General features: G+C 43.8%; 20 protein-coding genes. 10 read left to right on the top strand and 10 right to left on the bottom strand.

Annotated features, from left to right (window positions below):
• Window positions 1-6: 6 nt before the first annotated feature.
• Window positions 7-945 (top strand): transcription initiation factor IIB, encoded by a 939-nt coding sequence (locus ACSU1N_RS01925; RefSeq protein WP_440059936.1) that lies wholly within the window; start codon window positions 7-9, stop codon window positions 943-945.
• Between the two features lie 28 nt (window positions 946-973).
• Here the strand turns inward: ACSU1N_RS01925 and yciH are convergent, their stop codons facing one another.
• Window positions 974-1,291 carry a stress response translation initiation inhibitor YciH gene (yciH, locus tag ACSU1N_RS01930; RefSeq protein WP_440060320.1) on the bottom strand — a complete coding sequence of 106 codons (318 nt, stop codon included), beginning with the start codon at window positions 1,289-1,291 and terminating at the stop codon, window positions 974-976.
• Window positions 1,292-1,394: 103 nt separating this feature from the next.
• Between yciH and ACSU1N_RS01935 the strand changes: the two genes are divergently transcribed.
• Window positions 1,395-1,541: a DNA-directed RNA polymerase subunit P gene (locus tag ACSU1N_RS01935; protein WP_440059937.1), complete on the top strand. Its 147-nt coding sequence runs from the start codon at window positions 1,395-1,397 to the stop codon at window positions 1,539-1,541.
• Here ACSU1N_RS01935 and ACSU1N_RS01940 read toward each other — a convergent pair.
• Window positions 1,538-2,206 (bottom strand): ABC transporter ATP-binding protein, encoded by a 669-nt coding sequence (locus ACSU1N_RS01940; RefSeq protein WP_440059938.1) that lies wholly within the window; start codon window positions 2,204-2,206, stop codon window positions 1,538-1,540. The two genes, ACSU1N_RS01935 and ACSU1N_RS01940, sit on opposite strands and share 4 nt — an antisense overlap.
• A 3-nt stretch (window positions 2,207-2,209) precedes the next feature.
• The gene (locus ACSU1N_RS01945) at window positions 2,210-2,953 is read right to left on the bottom strand and encodes a molybdate ABC transporter permease subunit (RefSeq protein ID WP_440059939.1); all 744 of its coding nucleotides are present in this window, start codon (window positions 2,951-2,953) and stop codon (window positions 2,210-2,212) included.
• A gap of 97 nt (window positions 2,954-3,050) precedes the next feature.
• Here ACSU1N_RS01945 and modA point away from each other — a divergent pair, with 97 nt between their 5' ends.
• A complete protein-coding gene (modA, locus tag ACSU1N_RS01950; protein ID WP_440059940.1) occupies window positions 3,051-3,884 on the top strand; it encodes a molybdate ABC transporter substrate-binding protein in 834 nt (277 codons plus the stop codon).
• On the opposite strand, the gene speB is transcribed toward modA, so the two are convergent.
• Window positions 3,843-4,736: an agmatinase gene (gene speB, locus ACSU1N_RS01955; RefSeq protein WP_440059941.1), complete on the bottom strand. Its 894-nt coding sequence runs from the start codon at window positions 4,734-4,736 to the stop codon at window positions 3,843-3,845. The genes modA and speB overlap by 42 nt on opposite strands.
• A gap of 86 nt (window positions 4,737-4,822) precedes the next feature.
• Between speB and glyS the strand changes: the two genes are divergently transcribed.
• From glyS to ACSU1N_RS01970, 3 genes are read left to right on the top strand one after another with little or no spacing between them, the layout of a single operon-like run.
• Window positions 4,823-6,559, top strand: coding sequence for a glycine--tRNA ligase (gene glyS, locus ACSU1N_RS01960; protein ID WP_440059942.1), 1,737 nt, complete (start codon window positions 4,823-4,825; stop codon window positions 6,557-6,559).
• Window positions 6,560-6,569: 10 nt separating this feature from the next.
• Window positions 6,570-6,926 carry a hypothetical protein gene (locus tag ACSU1N_RS01965; RefSeq protein WP_440059943.1) on the top strand — a complete coding sequence of 119 codons (357 nt, stop codon included), beginning with the start codon at window positions 6,570-6,572 and terminating at the stop codon, window positions 6,924-6,926.
• 20 nt (window positions 6,927-6,946) lie between these two features.
• Window positions 6,947-7,318 carry a hypothetical protein gene (locus ACSU1N_RS01970; protein ID WP_440059944.1) on the top strand — a complete coding sequence of 124 codons (372 nt, stop codon included), beginning with the start codon at window positions 6,947-6,949 and terminating at the stop codon, window positions 7,316-7,318.
• A 41-nt stretch (window positions 7,319-7,359) separates the two neighbouring features.
• Here ACSU1N_RS01970 and ACSU1N_RS01975 read toward each other — a convergent pair whose 3' ends face one another.
• Complete coding sequence (locus tag ACSU1N_RS01975; RefSeq protein ID WP_440059945.1) at window positions 7,360-8,259, bottom strand: mechanosensitive ion channel family protein; 900 nt, start codon at window positions 8,257-8,259, stop codon at window positions 7,360-7,362.
• A gap of 85 nt (window positions 8,260-8,344) precedes the next feature.
• On the opposite strand from ACSU1N_RS01975, the gene ACSU1N_RS01980 reads away from it, so the two are divergent.
• The gene (locus ACSU1N_RS01980) at window positions 8,345-9,160 is read left to right on the top strand and encodes a class II glutamine amidotransferase (protein WP_440059946.1); all 816 of its coding nucleotides are present in this window, start codon (window positions 8,345-8,347) and stop codon (window positions 9,158-9,160) included.
• Window positions 9,161-9,222: 62 nt separating this feature from the next.
• Window positions 9,223-9,621, top strand: a complete 399-nt coding sequence (locus tag ACSU1N_RS01985; RefSeq protein ID WP_440059947.1) for a translation initiation factor IF-5A — start codon at window positions 9,223-9,225, stop codon at window positions 9,619-9,621.
• A gap of 1 nt (window position 9,622) precedes the next feature.
• Here the strand turns inward: ACSU1N_RS01985 and ACSU1N_RS01990 are convergent, their stop codons facing one another.
• The 4 genes from ACSU1N_RS01990 to ACSU1N_RS02005 all read right to left on the bottom strand — a co-directional run bounded on the left by ACSU1N_RS01990 (window position 9,623) and on the right by ACSU1N_RS02005 (window position 15,812).
• The gene (locus ACSU1N_RS01990; protein ID WP_440059948.1) at window positions 9,623-9,985 is read right to left on the bottom strand and encodes a hypothetical protein; all 363 of its coding nucleotides are present in this window, start codon (window positions 9,983-9,985) and stop codon (window positions 9,623-9,625) included.
• Window positions 9,966-10,850: a carbon-nitrogen hydrolase family protein gene (locus tag ACSU1N_RS01995; protein WP_440059949.1), complete on the bottom strand. Its 885-nt coding sequence runs from the start codon at window positions 10,848-10,850 to the stop codon at window positions 9,966-9,968. Before ACSU1N_RS01995 ends, ACSU1N_RS01990 begins: the two co-directional genes overlap by 20 nt.
• Window positions 10,851-10,879: 29 nt before the next feature.
• Window positions 10,880-14,998: a reverse gyrase gene (rgy, locus tag ACSU1N_RS02000; protein WP_440059950.1), complete on the bottom strand. Its 4,119-nt coding sequence runs from the start codon at window positions 14,996-14,998 to the stop codon at window positions 10,880-10,882.
• A gap of 73 nt (window positions 14,999-15,071) precedes the next feature.
• Window positions 15,072-15,812 carry a KaiC domain-containing protein gene (locus tag ACSU1N_RS02005; RefSeq protein WP_440059951.1) on the bottom strand — a complete coding sequence of 247 codons (741 nt, stop codon included), beginning with the start codon at window positions 15,810-15,812 and terminating at the stop codon, window positions 15,072-15,074.
• Between the two features lie 135 nt (window positions 15,813-15,947).
• On the opposite strand from ACSU1N_RS02005, the gene ACSU1N_RS02010 reads away from it, so the two are divergent.
• Window positions 15,948-18,167 (top strand): CDC48 family AAA ATPase, encoded by a 2,220-nt coding sequence (locus tag ACSU1N_RS02010; RefSeq protein WP_440059952.1) that lies wholly within the window; start codon window positions 15,948-15,950, stop codon window positions 18,165-18,167.
• 18 nt (window positions 18,168-18,185) lie between these two features.
• A complete protein-coding gene (locus tag ACSU1N_RS02015) occupies window positions 18,186-20,639 on the top strand; it encodes a tRNA(Met) cytidine acetyltransferase TmcA (RefSeq protein WP_440059953.1) in 2,454 nt (817 codons plus the stop codon).
• Here the strand turns inward: ACSU1N_RS02015 and ACSU1N_RS02020 are convergent.
• Window positions 20,628-21,446, bottom strand: coding sequence for a KaiC domain-containing protein (locus ACSU1N_RS02020; protein ID WP_440059954.1), 819 nt, complete (start codon window positions 21,444-21,446; stop codon window positions 20,628-20,630). The two genes, ACSU1N_RS02015 and ACSU1N_RS02020, sit on opposite strands and share 12 nt — an antisense overlap.
• Window positions 21,447-21,485 lie beyond the last annotated feature (39 nt).

Below are 21,485 nucleotides of genomic sequence, written 5' to 3' on the forward strand. Positions count from 1 at the left end.
CCTTCCTTGAGCGTTAAAAAACCTATTGAAGAAGGTTCTACTAGTAATAGCCTGAAATGCCCTCCTAACAAGATTATATTCGACCACGAGAAAGGAGAATATGTTTGCCTCGAGACAGGGGAGGTTATAGAAGAAAGGATTATAGACGAGAGGGCTGAATGGAGGGCTTTTACGCCGGAAGAAAGAGAGAAAAGGGCTAGAACCGGAGGGCCTATAACGAGTACTGTCCACGATATGGGTTTTGCTACTTCTATCGATTACAGCGATAAAGATGCTTCGGGGAGGAAGATTATCGAGAAGAAAGCCCAATTACAGAAACTAAGGAGGTGGCAGGCTAGAACAAGGATCCAGACTAGTATTGATAGAAACCTAGCACAGGCCCTCAACGAACTAGATAGGATTAGCGAGCTACTAAATCTCCCAACCCATGTGAGAGAGGAAGCTGCTAGAATCTATAGGATGGCTGTTGAGAAAGGGCTTGTAAGAGGGCGTAGCATCGAGAGTGTTATCGCAGCGGCTGTCTACGTTGCTAGCAGAGCCCACAGGATTCCAAGGTCTCTCGACGAAATAACTAAATACACGAGGATACCTAGGAAAGAGATCGCTAGATGCTATAGGCTGCTACTGAAAGAGCTCGGGATAAGGGTTACAGCTGTAGACCCTATCGACTTTATACCGAGGATCGCACACGCCCTTGGTTTAAGCGGTGAGATCGTGAAAAACGCTACGGAGATTCTGAATAAAGTTAGAAATAAAGGTATTACAGCTGGAAAAGACCCTGCAGGTTTAGCAGCCGCAGCAGTATACATAGCTGCTCTGCAAGCAGGAGAGAAGAGAACCCAGAAAGAAGTAGCTCATGTAGCCGGGGTCACGGAGGTAACTGTGAGAAACAGGTATAAGGAGATAATTGAAGCACTAGGGTTGGAAGACAGGCTGGAAGAGTAGAATAAAAATATCTTTTTCTAACCTTTTTTTAGTCTATTATAATAACATTCTCTGGCGGGAACCCGAATTCGTTTACAAGGATCTCTTTCACTCTATGCCTATGGTCGCCTTGCAGCATGATAAGGCCCTCGTCCTCTCTGAAAGTACCTCCTGCCGCCAGCTTAGTTTTCAACGTTTTGGCAATATTCTTAAGAACCTCTTTATCGTTTGGAAGGCCTTCTATGACTGTTACGGCTTTACCAAACTTCCTCATATCCAGCCTTATTTTAATGATCTGTTCCTCTCTTTCTAGTTGTTCGCATACTTCTGGCGGTAATCCTCCGCATTTAGATTCGTCAATAGCCATTATCCTATCCAACCTGATCTAGACACTTCCTCTAACTCTATTAGTGTTGTTAACCTTAAAAACTTGTCTAGGTATTAGAAGCAAGGGATTAGGTGGACGATAGTTGGTTAAATACAAGTGTGGTAGATGCGGATATATTTTCGACGAGGAGGAAATGAAGGTTTTCAGAGGAAGGATCAAGTGCCCGAGATGCACGTACGAAATAATATACAAGATTGCGAGACCTTACAGGCTAGTGAAAGCTATTTAGAGTTTCTTGAACAGAATACCGCGGTCTATAGAATAAAATGCATCTGCTATACTAGAATCCTCTACGTCGTGTGAGACTATCAGTGTTGGAATCCTAAGTATCTTAATTAACCTAGCAATCTCCTTCCTGAGCTCGCGCCTAGAATCGATATCAATGCTTGAGAAGGGTTCGTCGAGAAGCAGTAGCCTTGAATTAACCGCTAGAGCCCTGGCTAGCGCTAACCTCTGCTGCTGACCGTATGATAACTCGCCGGGCTTCCTTTTCTCAAGGCCTTTCAAACCTACGAATTCAAGTATTTCCCTGACACGCCTCGGGTCCGGTTTAATACCCCTGCCTCTAATAGCGTAAGCTACATTATCGTAGACAGTCATATGGGGGAATAATAGCAGGTTCTGGGGTAAGTAGCCGACCCTCCTCTTCTCAGGCGGCTTATTCACCTCGACCCTGCCGAAGGCTTTAAAGACTACTTCGCCCCCTATGGTAATAAGCCCTCTAGAAGGCTTGATAAGCCCTGCTATAGCTTTTATAAGTGTTGTTTTACCAGCGCCATTAGGGCCTGTTATAACAGCTATCTCATCATCTCTTACAACCAGCTCGTCTACTACCAGCCTAAACGTTTTTATCTCGACTACTAGATCTTTTACAAGGAGTCCGACAGCCTCCAACTCCTACCCTCTCCAAAGTCTCGTAGCAAACCCTATTATAAACGATACAATAAGGGATAGCAGGATCATTGCGAAAGCTAGCTCGATATTCCCAGAGTTCATTTCAACATATATAGCTGCTGGAAGCGTCGCCGTCCTACCGATGATCGCACCAGCCAGCATGACCGTAGCACCGAAATCCGAGAAAGCCTTTGTAAAACCTATTAGCACCGAGGAGATAACGCCTCGTTTAGCCATCGGGAGGACAACGTATATAAAAGTGCTGAAGATGCCGTGGCCTAGCGTCCTAGACACGTTTTCATACTCGATACTAATAGATTCAAATGTCTCCACTAGCGGGGTTATCATAGCGGATAGAGATAGGATGAACTGTGCTAGGATAGCCCCGTTTAACGAGAATAGGAAATTAAAGAATGCGTTCAACCAATTCCCGAGAGGGGTCTTCAACAAGAAAATAAGGACTAGGCTACCTACGGCGACAGGAGTCATCGTGAAAGGTATTGTGAGAATTGATTCGACAAGTATGGATGTTAGCCCTTTATTCCTCGAAATTATATAAGCTAGGAATATCGCTATAGGAGTCGCTATAATCGTAGATGTGAAAGCAGCTATCAAACTCAGTAGGAGGGAAGACCTGAACTCCCATGCTGTAAATGCTGATCCCAGCCTTTCAAATCCTATACTCAGTATTATACCGATCAGCACGTAGAGTGATAGGCCTATTAATGTTAATAAAATTATTAACATAGCTTTATTCATATTTTTCATCTCCAGCACGAATAGTTATTCGATTAATTAAAATTTATAAATATCCAGCCGTTATAAGTTTTAAAGGGCGGTGTATATGAGGAGACTATACCTTGTAGTAATCTTAGCTATTATAGTAATAGGCCTGGCTTACGCAATATACTTGTTTCTCGGAGCTAGACAGTTGGGCATGGAGCAGAAGGTTATTATCGTAGATGCTGCCCCTATTGCTAAGCCTCTATTCGACAATGTGATACCATTCTTCGAAAACCAGACAGGTATAAAAGTCCAAGTGTCTTACGAAGCATCCGGCGTAATATTCAGTAAGCTTAGAGAAGGGGTTCCTCTCGATGTAGTAGTATTCGCTTCACAAGACTGGGGTTTGAAAGCTTTAAACCAGGGTCTCGTATACCCGGAGCCTACGACTGGCGTAGGATATCAAATAGTTCTCCTATATATACGATCCACTGTTCCATACAATATCACCTGCATAGACGATTTGGCTAATTATCCTATCCGAGTCGGTATAGCAAACCCTGATGTAGCCCCAGCCGGGTTAGAGGCGTTGAAGATTATCAACCAGAGTTCTAACGCCGATACTATAAGGGGTAAGATAGTGGTAGCAAACGATATAGCCCAGCTAGTTACATGGTATAAGCTTGGCAGCGTTGATGCAGCATTCATATGGAATAACTTCATGGGACAGCTTAAAAATTATACTAAAAACATCGTATACCCTTGGAAGTGCGGCTATAATACTAGCATATATTATACGCCTGCCTACGTCTCGAAGACCTCGAAGAATATTGAGGCCGCTAAGCAATTCGTAGTATTCCTAAATTCTGACTACGTGAAGAACGTTGCTAAAAGACTAGGCTTCTTCGCATCACTAGACGAAGCCAGGAGGTTTATGGAATCGGCTTCTAGCTAATACTAACCCTATGAATTCCAAGACTATTTTAGCAGCTAGTATCGATGTAACCCCGCTGGGGTCGACCATTGGATTAACCTCTACAATATCCAGACCAGTTATCCCCTTAGATTTTTTAATAATAACCTGGAGCAATTGAATAAGCTCTCTCGGCGACATCCCTAAGGGCTCGGGATTACTTACGCCCGGAGCGTAAGAGGGGTCTAGTACATCCATATCGAGGCTGATATAGATAGAGCCTAGCTCTCTAATGCCGTCTACTTTCGAAGTATTCTCTATATCGTATACCTCTAGATTCTCTACAGAGGATCCGGTGAGTAATGCCTCCTCATAGCTTAACGCTCTGCTACCTATGTGTATTATCCTGAAGCCTTCTTCAAGCAGTCTCCTAACAAAAGTCGCATGATTCAATCTAGAGCCCAAGTACTCGTCTCTAGCATCGAGGTGTGCGTCGAATACTACGATAGTATCGATACTATCCCTTAATGCTCTTACAATAGGCATCGAAATCAAATGCTCTCCCCCGATAAATATTTTGAGAGAATCCCCGTAATCATCCCTCATACCTTTAGCAACTAGCTCAATATTCTCGAGAGAGTGCTCGAGATCGCCCGGGGGAATTACAATATTGCCTAAATCCTCTAACCCAATATTCTCTAGGCTTCTCCTAGCGAAAAGAGAGTACAACTCTATATTACACGCAGCATCCCTTATGTAATCTGGTGCAAGCCTGGTTCCACCCCTATACGTCCCTGTGGAATCCATGGGTACCCCAACGAACACTAGGCTACTATCCTCTTTCTCAATACATCCGAATGGTTTACTCTTCTGTAAAAGGTGGCGCCAGACCATCCAACACCGCCAGGAATCAGCTAAGGGTTTTATTTTATTTTAAAACCACCCTAAAAGTATCTAGTAAACCTCTGGGCGTGACTGTATTGGCTAGCATATACGATAAGCTAGTAGAGCTCGGCAAGAAGAGGGGTATCTACTGGGTATCATACGAAATCTACGGGGGTCTAGCAGGCTTTTACGACCTTGGTCCTGTAGGCGTGCTCATTAAAAGGAATATTATCGAAGAATGGTTGAAAACATTTGTATACTCCTTCGATTTCATGGTTGAAGTAGAGACGCCTCTGATTAACCCCCAGATAGTGTTTAAAGCGAGCGGGCACGAAGAGAGTTTCACAGACCCTGTAGTATACTGCCTTAGGTGTGGGCGCGTCTATAGAGCAGACCACCTTATTAGAGATTTAACCGGCTTAAACGTTGAAGGATTGAGTTTAGAAGCCCTCCACAAGATCGTTGTGGAAAAAGGTTTGAAATGCCCTGAGTGTGGTGGAGACCTGTCGAAACCCGAGAACGCACTACTCTTGTTCAAAACGGAGATAGGGCCTTACAAAGGACAGCTAGGCTATCTAAGGCCTGAGCTAGCACAAGGGATGTTTGTTAATTTCAAAACAGTACTTAATATAGCCAGGAATAAGCTACCCCTCGGTATCGCACAAGTGGGTAGGGTAGCTAGAAACGAGATATCGCCTAGGCAGGGGCTGATGAGGCTTAGAGAATTCACGATTATGGAGCTCGAATTCTTCCACGACCCGGCTGAAAGCGAGAGAGAAGTTGAAGAATACATATCCTACGTAGAAGACGAGGAACTGAATGTTATACCAGCCGAAGCACGCGAGAAAAATATTGAGGAAACTATTAGAGTAACCGTGAGAGATACTATTAGGAGAAGAATTGTGAAAAACCCGTGGCTAGCGTTCTGGATGGGTCTAGGTAACAAATTCGTTAGATCCCTCGGGATACCAGGCGATAAGATAAGATTCGTCGAGAAACTCCCACATGAGAGAGCACACTACTCGGCGCAGACATTCGACCAGGAGGTTTACACCCAGAAATTCGGCTGGATTGAGATAGCAGGGTATGCATACAGGACTGATTACGATTTAAAGAGGCATATGGAGTATAGCGGTGCAGATATGACTTTCTTCAAGAAATATGAGAAGCCTATTGAAACAATTAAGAGGAGGGTGTTAATTGACTATAGGAAGCTCTCTAGCACCCTAGGCCCCGAGTTCAATAATGTAGTTAAATACCTGCAGAGTAAGCACCAGGATGAATTATACCAAGAACTAGCTAGCAAAGGCTATGTCGAAGTAGGCGGTTTAAAGATTAGTAGCGAGTTCTTCGAGGTAAAAGAAGAGAAGGTGCTTGTACACGGCGAGAAGATCATCCCACATGTGGTAGAACCCTCTTTCGGAGTAGAAAGGCTCTTGTACGTACTACTAGAATACGCGTATAGCGAGATGGAGGATAGGGTTTTGCTAAGACTCCCTCCTAGGATAGCCCCGTACCAGGTAGCAGTCTTCCCCCTACTAGCTGGAGGGAGAGAAGAGCATAAAGCAATGGTATCTCTAGCTACAAGCATAGCTTCCAAGCTGCGGTCGCTTGGTCTTAGAGTATACTATGATGAAGAGGGTAGTATAGGGAGGAGGTATGCTAGGGCGGATGAGATAGGTATACCGTATGCTGTAACAGTAGACTATCAGTCGTTAACCGATAATACTGTAACACTTAGGTTTAGGGATTCGAAGAAGCAGATTAGAGTAAGTATAAACGAATTAGGCGATATCATATTTAAATATTTAATAGAGAATAGAATGATGTGAGCTGAGACCTATGAGCGAAGAAAAAAGTAGTCCCGGCAAGGTCGATATAAACAAGCTTCTCTCTATAGTCCCGCCTGCTAGCGAGTTGAAGAAGAAAGAGAAGAGTGTTAGAGAAAAAAGAGTAAGGGTGAGGCACGATCCTAGCTTGAGCCCGGATAAAATGAAGATACCTTCGGAACTAGCGAAACTACTGGGTATATCGGACGGGGACAGGGTTGAACTAGTAGTAGCCGGTAAGAAGAAATTCGTGTATACTGCTCAAGTATTTGAGTCAAGCGATGAAAACACAGTATTCGCCCACCCCGACGAACTCGTTAGAAACGGTGTAGCAGATAATAGTATCGCTACAGTAAGGAAAGCAGTATAAGGAATTCCAAAGGGCGGAAAATGGATATAACGCATCCAAACGACCTACTAAGCTTCCTCAAGAAGCTTGTAGACGACTACGAGGATATTATAGACTTGGCTAAACTAGTCCCATACAGTCCTGATAAAGTTCTCGTCAAAAACTTTATCCAGAAACTCTTGGACGCCATAGATAAAACGGATTGGCTTCTAAAGAATTTTAAAAAACCAGAGAGCGCTGATCTTCTAACTCTAAAATATATTGAAACATACTACACGTACCTTACTATCGTAACGCTCCCATACCTGAGAGAGCTCCTGGAAGAGGCGTTAGCAGAGTTTAGAGAGAGAAAGTTAATTGAAGAGTATAATTCTCTACAGGCTATCTACAACCGGGTCAAGTCGCTAACATAGGGTTGGAAGCTCCTGGGTTGCTGATGCCCCCGGCGGCCCGATTATATCGTGCACAAGCCTTTCTTCTTCAGCTCTCTATGGGCTTGTATAATCTTGGTTAAGACCATGCTCCTAAACTCTCTTAGTTTAGCTTTAGGCGGCGTATTTCCCGAGACCAGGATGATATAATAGTTCTTATCGCTCTGCTCCTCAACTAATACTTTGAAAACGCCTAAGTCCTCCAGGTACTTCCTAATTGTTTCAATAGCTACAACAGGATCGCATTCCACGGGAAGCTCGTATCTCACCTGGAATCTTTTCTCTTCCTCGACTTCTTCGATAACTATACTCCCTGAGAATATAGTTGAATTAGGTATTTTAACAAGCTCCCCTGTAACAAGTAGTATCTTCGTGTACATTAAACCTACTTCGATAACAATCCCTTTTAACGAGGGAACTACTGTATCCATGCTGAAAGCCTTATACGCTGGGAACAGGACCGGGCTTATAGATATACTGGTACTACTAATCCTAACGCTCGAACCAGGCTTGAGGAAACCGCTTCCGAGAATTATCAGGCCGGCGAATAAATTAGCTAGTACCGGTTGCAGGCCTAGACCTATTACAAGGCCGGAGAACGTTGCCCCAGCTAGTATACTCTCCCCACTTACACCTAGTATTATCAGTATTATGACGCCTAGGAGGGTATAGCCGGATATTAGGATAATATTTCTTATAAGGTAGGCTTCGCTACCTAGATGCCTTATTCTAGAGAATACCATTGAAGATACTAGCTCGATGAAGAATATGCCTAGTATTAATGCTATAAAAACCTGTATCACTGGAAAATAACTTACTATAACAGACCTAATCTCCTCCGGTAGAATACCCGGTAGCCGTACTAACCACAGTGTGATCCCTACTAAAAGTACTAATATTATAAAATACACTAGCTTCCTCACAATACCCACCTGTAATGATTTATTATATACATTCATATACCAATTATAATATAACGACTTCTGGCTGGAAACCATGTGTAGGATCATGGCTGGTATTGTAAGGAATCCTCGAGCAGGCTACATCCAGGATTTCTTCAACGCTTTCATAGAATCTAGCAGAAGAGACCCCTACTTAGGAGATGTAGCTAAAGGATACACATCACACGATGACGGGTGGGGGATCGGATCGATCGGGTTAGCGAGGTCTAAACCTTCTCTAATCTACCATAGAAGTATACTACCCTTATTCCATACGCATAGCTTGCACGAGCTATACTTCATACTACGGAAGATGAGTGTTTACGATACTATATATTTTATAATACATGCTAGGAAAGCAAGTAGGGGTGAGCCTTACGGAGTCGAGTACACGCACCCGTTCAAGTACGAGATACCCTGCGGCCTAGTGTTTTTCGCCCACAACGGAGGCATCAGGAAAAAGGATTTGGCGGAGAAAATAGGTGTAAACCCCTGGACACGGGTAGATTCTGATATAGCCGGGTTATTCATCGCTAGAACGATCTCAGAGTGCGGGATAGACGGGTTAGACGAGTGTATTAAACATGCTTATGAGACCTTAGCCGGGTACACTATTGAGAACAGCGCTCTTAATACCAGCCTCCTAGTCTTGTGTGGTCCACAGGTGAAATTATATGCTAGCTACTACCATCCTAAGAAGCCTGAGGAGGATGATCAAAGCCTGTCAAGGTACTACGAGCTAATAGCATTCGAATCAGAGGACTATATTATTGTCTCTAGCTCAACACTACAACTATATTTGGGAAACTATAGGCCGAGAACCCTCGAAGAAGGCCTCTACGAAGTTACTGACAGAGGCGTTAGCAGGATACTTAGGTTTTAGGTTAGCGAAACTTTTAAATCATACAAGAGAATAATATGTTTGAAACACGTACGGGTGGTTACATGAGTAAGACGTATGATACGCTAGGTAATTTGAAAGTAGGCAGTTTTATCGTAATAGATAACGAGCCCTGTAGAATAGTTGAAATGTCTAGAGCTAAGACCGGTAAGCATGGTAGTGCGAAAGCTCACGTGGTAGCAATAGGGCTATTCTCTAAATCCAAGAAGACTCTCGTAGCACCCGTGGACACCCAGGTAGAGGTACCAATTATCGAGAAGAGAGTCGGTCAGGTTATTGCAGACATGGGTGATAAGGTTCAAGTCATGGATCTCGAGACATACGAGACTTTCGAAGTCGAGAAGGACCTGGTCGATGAAAAGATTAGGGATAAAGTACAGCCGGGCGTTGAAGTAGAATACCTGTCTGTAATGGGTAAGAGGCTTGTTGTGAGATTAAGGTAGGTTATAATAGCTCAGGGAAGAAAAACGGTTTTTCAGCAAGTCTAATTATCGGGATGGTAACCCCGGGCTTAGGGTTCTTCGAGAATTCGAACCTGTCCTCGCTTAGAGAAGCTATCACATAATTAGCATCCTGGAGACTACTAGCCTCGTTTTCTTCGACAACATAGTAGTAGAATATTGGTACACCATAATACTTGTAGTAGTCTCTGAAAACCCCTAGTATTCCGAGTATAATCTTATTCCCCGAATCAAATCTCAGGATGTAGGATGAACCTTGTGGGATCGATATCGCGGCTGCTAGCCTTACAAGGTCGCTTAAACTCCTGAGTTTTACAGGCACTACTTTATCTAACTGTCCTTGCATGAGAGAGACTCCTCTTGTAAATCTGCTTATAGAATCTATAGAAGAATTTGGAATTTAAACCAATGTTTCTAGGGGTGGATTTTAACAGGTCCCTCGGTATTACAATGAATGCTTCTTCTAGACCGTAAAACTTGTATACGATATCTCCCCTGGGGTTAATTACTATTGTAGGAAGCGCGTATACTGTATCGTCCCTCATAATAAACCGACTCCCAGGGACAACTACCCAGATCCCGAAGATTAAAGCAAGGCTCTTGGAGAGTTCTATGTAGTTTTTAGGAGGATTAATCTGTGAAATGCTAAGTACTACGAAGTCGCTACCGTTTTCCGTTATATACCTCATTATCTCCGGATAAAATATCTCTTCGTCTATCACGAAATTAAATGATAGGCTGGGGTCGCTTATGTTAGCGAAGCTGGAACCGGCAGATAGGCCTATTGCTTTCTCCCTATCGCTTAAAACAAGCTTTCTGCGTACAGCAATATCCTCCTCGATTTCCCAAGATATTAAAGCTCCCGATACGTATATTTTAGAAGATACTTTCTCGATAAAACTCGGGAGTATAATCTTTACACCATAATGGTTGGATATTGTGACGAGCGTGCTCATATAGCTTGAATCTCTCGATAAAGCGTAGAATTTTCTCACATCAGCCTGGCTGTAATTGTTTAGGTGGTTGATTGGGCCATAGGGCTGCATATATGGTAATATTAACGACGATACATTGTTTTCGCTAGCGTAGAAAACCATTTTCCTAGCTGTTTCGAGATTAAGCCTTAAATTACCCTCGTACACACTAGTATGTGCTATAGCAATATAGCTCTTAGAAGAAACATCCTTATCCCCTACAATCTCTACAATCATTTACGCGAGTCCTCATCTGGGAGTTTAATTCATTTGATCTCACAAGTTTTCCTAGCTATTTCATCGTATTCTTTCTTAAGCTCTTCTATGAGCCTGGTATTATTGTATATTAATTCTACTAATTTGGAATATATCATGTTCAAAACCTCTTGATAATCCCTCTTACCCAGAGCAACTTTGTCCATCTCTGCTTCGAGTTCGCTTGTTGCTTTTAAACCATACATTGGTAGTTTATACCACCTTTCACCTTCTCCTGCTATAAATTTCTTCATTGTATCATACAGGAATTTCGCTACCCTAATACCCTTAGGCAGTGCTATGAGCGTTCTCTCGTTAACGAGCTTAACATAGCCTCTATCGATAAGAGTAGATAATATCTTAGCATACGTGCTTGGCCTACCGATACCTTCTTCCTTCATCCACTGAATAATATCGTGGACAGTGGGCTCAGGAAGCTTTAATAGCTTGGCATCGCTTACGCTCATTTCAACTATTGTCGACAAAGGTAGTTTCTTCTCGGTAAGCCTTATGTTCTTGTACTCGTTTAAATAGCCTGGTTCTATTACTTCAACAATATCCTCTACCTCTACCTTTTTCCCAACGCCTTTATCGCATGTGGTATGAGTATTTGTCTTAACACATAAGACCAGCTTGTAAGTCTGTTTCACAACCTTTGCTGCTTTCATCTGACTCGCTATAAACCTCCTGAATATTAGATCATAGAGTTCATAGTGCTCTCTCCTGAGCTGTATCGGAAAGTCTAATACTCCTTCTCTTACAAGCTCTCTCAATCTATTAGCATCTATAGGTCTAGTAGGCCTGATACATTCATGGGCGCCGCCTGTGCCCCAAGATCTTGGCTCGAACAACCTAGTGTCCCCGTATTTCTCCTCGATATATTGACGGGCGATAGAAATACCTGCGTCGCTAACCCTAGTGCTATCAGTCCTATGATACGTTATCAAACCTATTTCGAATAGCTCTTGAGCTATATTCATTGTTTTTGAAGCAGAGAAACCTAGTAGTCTAGAAGCCTCGGCTAATAACGTGTCTGTTGTGAATGGTGGCGGCGGATTAATATTTTCCTTAACCTCCTTTATATCTGTAGCAATAGCTTTTACCAGGGACTTAGCAAGGTTTTCAAAAGCTCTCCTATATCTAGCTTTATAATATTCTGGTTTCTTCATACCGGTAGATTTTTCCAATTCCTTCTCAATGGGTTTAGCAATATACGCGTTCACATCCTTATCTTTTAATTTTAATTCGATTTTTCTTTCGACACCATCAAACGCTAGGGTTAGCAATAGCCTAAATTTTTCTTTCTTTTTATTTCCACTAGACAAATTAACAATTCGTTTTAAAACAGGAGATTGTACTCGTCCAGCGCTTAGATTATAGTTAGGTATGCAACAATCTGTTTTGCTCTTGATAATTCCTTTATTAGAGAGTTTATCCATGAACTCCGAGCAATAGATAGCCCAGAAATACTTCTGTAGTATCGCGGAGAGCGTGAAACCAACCCATCTATCGTCGAGTCTCCTAACAATCTGCGCTTTAACCATGTTTAAATCTATTTCCTCGGGGTTGAGGATAGCGTTCAGGATCGCTTTTCTCGTTATCTCGTGGAACCTAACTCTTTTAATCTCTCTAGCGTAAGGTGATAGCAGTACTGTTAGATCCCAGGCTATTTTCTCCCCTTCTGTATCAGGGTCTGTCCCTATTAAGACAATATCTACTTCACTAGCTAGCTCTCTAAGCATATTAACTATATCTAGTTTCCTAAGCCTTATTTTCTCGCAAGCCAACCCTTCTCCAGGCTCCTCAGTTGTCTGCTTGCCATCATCACATACTTTTATATCCGTAAAGATAGGGATGTACCTACCATCCTCATGCTTTATCCCGAAGACTTCCTCACTATCAACCTTCTCGCCTTCCAGCATCTTGAAAATGAGGTCTCGCTCTCTGCTTGGGACTAGGTCGTATACGTGGCCGCCTGAAGCTATTATAGTAAGGACATAGTTGCCTGTGGCTACTTCATACGCTAGTATATTGTTTCCTACGACTCTTATAGAAGGCCTCCCGAAGAATCTAGATATAGTCCTCGCTTTATTAGGTGATTCAACAATTAATAGAGCCGATTTAACTAGCTGGAGAACCTTGCTCTCCTTAACTTCGCCTCTTAACACTCTTTGTACTTCCTTCCTATCCCTATCGATCTCTTCTAATACTTCTACTATTCTAACCTCGTTTATATCCCTCAGTTGGAAGTCTTCGAGAACCCACTTCAACCTCCTCTCTAAACCTCTTAAAAGCCTCTGGTCGTCTACTATGATTATAGACAAACCCTTGGTAAGACCACCAGGGTAAAGCCTGCTTGTCCTACCACTAGCCTGTATATAAGTAGTATGGTCGGGTATCATTATGTATTGTTTATCCCCCTCTACAACAAACGCTACTTCGCCCGCAGCCGATAACTTGGATTTAATATCTTCTCTAGAAATAAGCTTCCGGGCTATTTCGAGACCTGCGATAAGATCTTTCACAAGAGGTGTCTCCTCATATTGCTCGCCTGCTACAGCCTTCTTGAATTCCTCCCTAACCCTAGCTAGTGCCCCCGTGCTAATCCTCTTAAGCCTGTTTGAGAGCCTGCCCACGATTTTTTCAACATCCTTTTTCTCATCTCCTTCGAGGAATTCTATCGCAGCCGATAGGAGCCTTAGTAAATCAAACGGCGATATATCCTCGAGCTTGGCACTAAACTTATGCCTTGGAACCCCTGCGAATACAGCGTATCTAATCCTAGCAGGCATATCAATGCCTCTTACAAGAGTTCCATAGTAGATTGCGACTCCTACGAGAACCCCGATATTACCTTTCTCGAATTCGCTCAGTATTTTAATAGGCTTCTTACTATGGAAGGCTTCGGCTCTAATCCCCCTCTTTCTCAAAAACTCTGCTAGATACTCCGCGTACTCTACCCCTTTATCCACCGGTACATATACAAGGCCTCCTTCACCAAGCTTCTCTACTATGCTAGCAACCTCCTCCTCTATACTCTTACTAGGAATTACATAGATATCAACTATGTTCCTCAAAGCTTCAGGCCGTGAGCCGGCTATGAAACCCATGAATACTTTAAATAGCTTCGGGTACAAACCCCTAGGCCTACCGGTAGCAGTATTTACAACCAGGGTTGTGTTAATCCTCTTTCTAACCTCTTCAATATATTTCTGGAGCTCTTCGAATTCTTTTGTTAAGCCTTCTCTCTCCTCCTCGCCAATCCTGCCAGCCAGCCTCTGCATGATTTTAACTAGTCTAATACCTTTCTCAATATCTTCTTCTGTTAAACCAACAAGTCTGAGAACTGTTGCAACAGATTTCCTGCTCCTGAGGACAGCGTCTACATCATCCATGATGATCAACTTGTAGTTGAACCTGCTAAGCTGTTCAATATTTTCTTGAATGAATCTATTAGTCGCTAAAAGTATGTTAAAACTCCCTTCTTGTATTAACTGGGTTGCTTTTGCTTTCTCGTCTTTGCTTAATCTTCCATGTACGTAAACAATCCTGATGCAATCTCCTTCGACACTATTACCGCATACCTTTAACCCGGCGTTTCCAGCTAGTTCCTTCAATCTGTTAACAGCTTGGACGAGCAGGGTTACGGTTGGGAAACCCAGTATTATTTTACTGTTTTGTTCTCTACTAACTATGAAGAGTGATATCACTAGAGAGAATAGCGTCTTACCCATGCCTGTAGGTGCTACGATAGTAAAGGATACACCTTTTAAAACCCTCCTAGCCCAAGTCCTCTGGGCGCTAGAAGGCTTAGAGCCTTTTGTCGCCTTGGCGAAGAATTCCTCGAACTCCTTGAGGAGTTCTTCTTCTCTAATAATCTTCTCTAACCCTCCCCCATCCTTGTTATTGACCAGCCTCTCGTAATACTGCCTTAATAATTCCAACCTATCGAGACTATCTATGTTCTTATTACTACTTACTATCTCGACGAAATCCTCATCTCTTAAACAAGACTTGCAAGGGGCTCTATATATGAGTCTTAAATCATCTATATCCCTGCCGCAATTGGGACAGGCGTGCCTATATATGGCTAAGGGTTTATCTAGAAATACGCCCATTAAACCACTCATAAACCGTTGAATCTACCGAGTTAGAAATCCGTAGAAGCCTGGTTTATAAATTTGACTTCGTGAGAGAAAAACTCTACTCGGACGACTTACGCATCTTAACTGTTTTATCAGGGTAGATTACTATGCCTTTATCAGTTATCTCGAAGGGATGCCTCTTCAAACTATGGCTTGTACCCCTCATCTTCCATACTATGATGCTCCTAACGAGTTCGCCATCGATCTCGTCTAGATCCAGCCTCACAATCCCATCTGCAGCATGCTCGACACCCGGCCCTCCAAACCCTCTCTCCGTAACAGAGACCTGGGAGACCAGGATCGATGTTGTCCCTGTCCCAGACAATACTTTCTTCAGGGTCATCAAAATACTCCTTGCTACAGCAGGCTTCGTTAGGTAGAGGGTTGAAACACTATCGATCACCACTCTTGAAGCATTAACGTCTTTTATAGCTGTTCTAAGAACGTCTACGAGCTCGTTGACATCAGTAGGGTCTTTGACAACATACTTCTCCCTCTTAGCAGCCTCCCCGATCCCGCCTGTGAAAGCATCGACTATTGCGAAAGTACCCTGCTGCTCGTATTGTTTAACATCCCAGCCGAACTGTTTCATATTAACCCTTACCTGAACCGGGTGCTCCTCGAGCGCAACATAAACGCCCGGCTCCCCTAGCTGAAGCCCGTTCCAGAGATACTGGCTAGCCATTATCGTCTTGCCGGTACCAGGGCCTCCGCTCAATAACACGGTATTCCTCTTAGGTATCCCGCCGTTCAAAATCTCGTCGAAACCAGGTATCCCGGTTTTAACGCGTTCAACCATGATAGAACACCCTGGATCTTCCCATATAAATAAGGATAATTACCGTTTAAATATGAACCTTACCGTGTCAATAACATGTTATCTATTAATAAACAGGTATCCCCATGATAAATTAATACTGGAGGAGGATGGTTCTTGAGCAAAGTGAGCGAGGTCAAGCTAAGAGTTCTAGAAGCTAGGTCTAGAGACGTAGGAAGGAAGATAGCGAGAGTTGATGATAAAGTAATGGAAAACATTGGTATCGAGACAGGGGATTATATCCAGGTTATCGGGCCTAAAGGCTCGGTCATTGTCAGAGCTCTGCCGAGCTATCCTGAAGACTCGGGTAAGAACATCATCAGACTCGACGGCTATATAAGGGCTTCGATCGGCGTAGGGATAAACGAGTACGTTACTATCAGGCCTGTCAAAATAGAGCCTGCGACGAGGATAGTCCTAGCCCCTCTAGCATCGGAGATGACTGGTTTCTACTATATAAGGCTAGACCCGAATTATATCAGACGCCTCCTACCACCGTATACGCCTGTTAGCAGAGGCGAAGTTATTTCGATCCCATTTTTCGGCACCGAGATTAGAATGGCTGTTGTAAGCACCCAGCCTAGCCCTAATGTCTACATCACCGAGAACACTGAGATAGTGATTAAAGAAGAGCCTGTTAAAGAGGAGGCTATAACTAGAGGAGTACCTAGGGTTACATGGGAGGATATCGGAGACCTTGAAGAAGTAAAAGAGAGGATTAGAGAGATCGTAGAACTCCCTCTCAGACACCCCGAGCTTTTCAATAGGCTTGGGATCGAGCCTCCTAAGGGGATACTACTATACGGTCCACCGGGTACCGGTAAGACACTCCTAGCTAAAGCGCTAGCTAACGAAATAGGTGCTTATTTCACAGCTATCAACGGTCCAGAGATAATGAGTAAATTCTACGGAGAATCCGAGGAGAGGCTGAGAGAGGTATTCAAAGAAGCAGAGCAGAACGCTCCCGCGATAATCTTCATCGACGAAATAGATAGCATAGCCCCTAAACGCGAAGAGGTTACGGGAGAAGTCGAGAAAAGGGTTGTAGCCCAGCTCCTTACTTTAATGGACGGTCTGAAAGAGAGGGGTAGAGTTATTGTCATAGGGGCTACCAATAGACCTGATGCTATCGACCCTGCTCTCAGGAGGCCTGGTAGATTCGATAGGGAGATCGAGATACCTCCTCCAGATAAGAGAGCTAGGAGGGAGATTCTAGCAGTCCACACTAGAAATATGCCTCTCGCTGAAGACGTCGACTTGAATAAACTAGCAGAGATCACGCACGGCTATACTGGTGCTGACCTAGCAGCACTGGTTAAAGAAGCTGCTCTAGCAGCCCTTAGGAGATTTGTTAAAGAAGAGAACATTGATCTAAATCAGCCGATACCAGCCGATAAGCTCGAGAAACTAAAGGTTACGATGAACGATTTCCTAACAGCCCTCAAAGTAGTCCAGCCGACATTAATCCGTGAAGTATTCGTTGAAGTACCCGAGGTTAGATGGAGCGATATAGGAGGTCTGGAAGACGTTAAGCAGCAGTTGAGAGAAGCTGTTGAATGGCCTCTGAAATACCCCGATATCATTAGTAAAATGGGTATAGAGCCTCCTAAGGGGATACTACTATACGGTCCACCGGGTACCGGTAAGACACTCCTAGCGAAAGCTGTTGCTACTGAGAGCGGTGCTAACTTCATAGCTATAAGAGGCCCCGAGGTATTGAGCAAGTGGGTTGGGGAGTCAGAGAAGGCTATAAGAGAAGTATTCAGAAGAGCTAGACAAGTAGCTCCATGCGTTATATTCTTCGACGAAATAGACTCTATAGCACCCGCAAGGGGGATGAGGTATGATAGCGGTGTTACAGATAGGATTGTAAACCAGCTTCTAACAGAAATGGATGGTATCCAACCGCTTAGAAAGGTTGTTGTAATAGCTGCTACTAACAGACCTGATATCCTTGACCCTGCTCTGCTGAGACCCGGTAGATTCGATAGGCTAATATATGTTCCACCACCAGACTATCAGGCAAGGCTGGAGATATTCAAAGTACACACTAGGAAAGTCCCGTTAGCAAACGATGTCGATCTCGCCGAGCTAGCTAAGCTGACCGAGGGCTATACTGGGGCGGATATCGCTGCTGTAGTACGCGAGGCGGTTATGCTAGCTCTAAGAGACAGACTTGAGGCAAGGCCTGTTGAAATGAAGTACTTCCTAAAAGCGCTTGAAGTAGTAAAGCCAAGCCTAACACGAGAGCAGATTGAAGAATATGAGAGGATTGCAAAAGAGATTAAAAGAATGTCTGGTACCACTAGGAGGTTTGGCCCATCACCATACGGTTAAACACGAGGACTAGGATAGTTGAACGAAAAAATACCTTCTTCATTCAACAGGTTTTTAGCCACAATAGGCAAATTCGAAGAATTCTTAGTCAACAAAAAACTAAGAGGGTTACTTGTTATAAGCGGGGGCGACCCGGCAAAACTCGGGCTCCTAGCTGCGAGAGCAATATCCTACCATGAGAAAGTTAGGCATAGATACGATAAGAAAAGGTATACTGGACTGTATGTATACCACGACGAGTTCCCTGATGCCGAAAACACTAGGAGAGTTTTCGAGAACGAGGCTGAATCATTCAGGTATACTGAATTCGAGTTCGACGTCTACGAGAAGTCCGAGAAATACCTTGGAAAAACATATTCCTATCTAATCCTCGACCTAACCCATGACCTAAAGCCGAATGATGTAGGAAGGCTCACAGGTATTGTTGAAGGAGGCGGGTTAGTCATATTCTTAACCCCGAAATGGGATACCTGGGATAATTACCTTACCCTTTTCAAACAAAACTTGACCGTCCCCCAATACCCAGAGCCAAGGCACGTGTTCATAACATGGTTTAAGAGAAAGCTTTTACAGCATGAGGGCATTGGAATATACGATGCCGAATCTGATACTATTATTAAAAAGTTCTCCCTTACGAGAGAAAGATATAAAGGAGGGAAGAGTTCGCAGGATCTTGGAATACCCGAAGAAACATTGTTCCCGAAGAAATTATACGAATTAGCTCTCACGAGAGACCAGGTTAACGTGATAAAGCTAATGGAGGAGATGTATGAGAAGCCTAAGGGTAGGAAGGTTCTCGTAGTAACAGCTGATAGAGGCAGAGGTAAGAGCTGTGCCGTAGCAATAGGTTCTGTAGGGTTGATCTACTTATTATCCAAGATCAAGCCTAAACCACGCGTCGCTGTAACTGCTCCATCGCCTGGAAGCGTCCAATCCTTCTTTACCCTGGCTATGAAAGCCCTCGACACCCTCGGGTTTAAATATAATGCTGTAAAGAAGAGCGGGGATATTATTGAATTGAGGGGGAGCAGATTCAGTATAGAGTATTGGGAGCCGGTAGCTGTACCCAAGATAAAAGCCGACCTAGTAGTTGTTGACGAAGCATCTGGTATTCATGTCCCAATGCTATTCAAAATATGGGAGGCTCATAAGAGGAGTGTGTTCGCGACTACTATCCACGGTTATGAGGGGGCCGGAAGAGGCTTCTCGGTAAGGTTCCTCAGGAGGATTAAAAGCGATAAATTGACCGAAGTTCTAGAATATGAGATGACCGAGCCTATAAGATATGGAATGGGAGATCCTGTTGAAGAATGGTCTTTTAAAACACTGCTACTAGATGCTGAACCTGCCGAGTTAAACGAGGAAGATTTGAAATGTATCGAGGAGAAAAGGCTAAAGTATGTTTCTTACACACCCCAGTATTTGTTTAGCGAGGAAGGAGAGGAGGAGCTGAGACAGCTTTTCGGGATTTATGTACTAGCCCACTACAGGAACGAGCCAGATGATCTCGGTATGCTAGCTGATGCACCCCACCATATTATTAGGGCTGTTAAAACAGAGACAGGTAAAATAGTCTGCGCGATACAAGTAGCCGAAGAAGGGCCTATACCGGGGAGCATGATTGAAGAACTACTTAAAGGAGGCAGGATACCGGGGAATATCATACCCGACCGGGTATTGAAGCATACTAGGCTCCGGGAGTTCGGGGAGCTCAAAGGCTGGAGGATAGTTAGGATAGCTACACATCCAAGCGTCCAGGGGAAAGGAATAGGTAGCTGGGGGTTGAGTAAATTAGTCGAGGAGGCTTCATTGAAAGGCCTCGACTGGATTGCTTCGGGATTCGGCGTCAACGAAGAGTTATTAAGGTTCTGGCTGAAGAACGGTTTCAAAGTAATCCATATAAGCCCGGATAGAAACCCTGTCAGCGGGGAATACACTATTCTTGTGATCAAGCCTATTAACGATAGAGCGGCGAGATTTGTAAGTATCTCCGAGAGAGAGTTTAAGCAAAAACTATTGCTAAGCATACCTGTTAACTACAGGGATATGGAGCCCGAGGTTGCTAAGCTCATGCTCGATTCCACAGCCCCGCTCATAGAATCCCTTGACAAAAAGCTTATGACACAGATACAAGTCGATAGGCTATGGGTTTACTGCCTGGGACCTATGACTTTTGAAGCAGCAGCCGACTTAATGTTCAAGCTGGCAAACATCTACTTCTCCCTCCCGCCTGACTCACGCCCTAAACTCAGCAGGCTACAAGAGCTTGTTTTAATCGCTAAAGCATTGCAGGGAAGGAGCTGGGAGGAGCTGGAGGCATTATTTAAGAAACCTTCTAAAGAACTACATAAAATAGCCCATGATATAGCCTGCGAGCTATTCGAATCCATTACGGGGGTAAAGCCCGAAGAGTATAAGCCTGGTGTAAGTGTCTACGAGTATGTTGTAGACAAGAGTAGACTACTCTTCTAACTCTTCGCCTCCCTCTAACTCGATTTCTTTCTTGAGCTCTGCCTCGATAATCTTCCTTATGACAGACATTGGTAATGCTAAATCCCCTCTCGAGAGAGTGGAAGGACCTATTACCACCATCCCTTTACCATCCACTATATCAATCTCGAAAACCCTCTTGTCGTGATCAGTCTGCCTCATTTTCTCTACTATTACAAACCTTTTCAAAAAGCCGCCTACAATACTCTTCCTAAATCTGATAATGCCGTCTGCAACATGCTCAACCCCGAATCCGAACCCAAGGCTCGTTGTTACAGCGTACTGGCTTGTCAATATCGTTGTAAAATCCCACCTGCTTAAGACTCTTTTAACATGGTAACTATACTTCCTAGCCATAGCGGGTTTATCCAACCAGAACGCGCTCATAGAGTCGATTACAAGCCTCGTATGCCCGTGGCCGAGGTATTTCTTCGCTTCTATCACCATATTAACGAGTTCTTCTACATCTAGCTCCCTTAGACTCCAGGCATCACCTCTCTCGCCCATTAACGCGTCTATTATCACTAGATCGCCTCTGTTAATAGCGTCTAGAAAATTCATGCCTAGCGACGAAGCCTGTTTTATAATACTCGCCCTGCTCTCCTCGGTTGTAACATAGATAGCTTTCTCTCCGTTCGCTAGCCCAGCGTTTATGAAATGTAGGGAGAAAATTGTTTTACCAGTCCCAGGCTCTCCTACAACAGCTACGGTGAAACCTTTCGGGATACCTCCTTTCAGTATACTGTCTATACCCGGCACCCCTGTAGAAAGCCTATCCTTGTTTGACAAACAAGACACCTTCGAAAGAATAATTGGGTGTAAAGGATA

Origin of the sequence: Thermogladius sp. 4427co (genome assembly GCF_051933805.1) — an archaeon.
In the GTDB taxonomy this organism is placed as follows: Archaea; Thermoproteota; Thermoprotei_A; order Sulfolobales; family Desulfurococcaceae; genus Thermogladius.

What these genes read in the sequence shown, in the direction of transcription:
- yciH (WP_440060320.1), bottom strand. Translation starts at nt 1,291, where the DNA reads ATGGCTATTGACGAATCTAAATGCGGAGGATTACCGCCAGAAGTATGC.
- ACSU1N_RS01945 (WP_440059939.1), bottom strand. Translation starts at nt 2,953, where the DNA reads ATGTTAATAATTTTATTAACATTAATAGGCCTATCACTCTACGTGCTG.
- modA (WP_440059940.1), top strand. Translation starts at nt 3,051, where the DNA reads ATGAGGAGACTATACCTTGTAGTAATCTTAGCTATTATAGTAATAGGC.
- speB (WP_440059941.1), bottom strand. Translation starts at nt 4,736, where the DNA reads ATGGTCTGGCGCCACCTTTTACAGAAGAGTAAACCATTCGGATGTATT.
- ACSU1N_RS01965 (WP_440059943.1), top strand. Translation starts at nt 6,570, where the DNA reads ATGAGCGAAGAAAAAAGTAGTCCCGGCAAGGTCGATATAAACAAGCTT.
- ACSU1N_RS01970 (WP_440059944.1), top strand. Translation starts at nt 6,947, where the DNA reads ATGGATATAACGCATCCAAACGACCTACTAAGCTTCCTCAAGAAGCTT.
- ACSU1N_RS01980 (WP_440059946.1), top strand. Translation starts at nt 8,345, where the DNA reads ATGGCTGGTATTGTAAGGAATCCTCGAGCAGGCTACATCCAGGATTTC.
- ACSU1N_RS01985 (WP_440059947.1), top strand. Translation starts at nt 9,223, where the DNA reads ATGAGTAAGACGTATGATACGCTAGGTAATTTGAAAGTAGGCAGTTTT.
- ACSU1N_RS01990 (WP_440059948.1), bottom strand. Translation starts at nt 9,985, where the DNA reads ATGCAAGGACAGTTAGATAAAGTAGTGCCTGTAAAACTCAGGAGTTTA.
- ACSU1N_RS01995 (WP_440059949.1), bottom strand. Translation starts at nt 10,850, where the DNA reads ATGATTGTAGAGATTGTAGGGGATAAGGATGTTTCTTCTAAGAGCTAT.
- rgy (WP_440059950.1), bottom strand. Translation starts at nt 14,998, where the DNA reads ATGAGTGGTTTAATGGGCGTATTTCTAGATAAACCCTTAGCCATATAT.
- ACSU1N_RS02005 (WP_440059951.1), bottom strand. Translation starts at nt 15,812, where the DNA reads ATGGTTGAACGCGTTAAAACCGGGATACCTGGTTTCGACGAGATTTTG.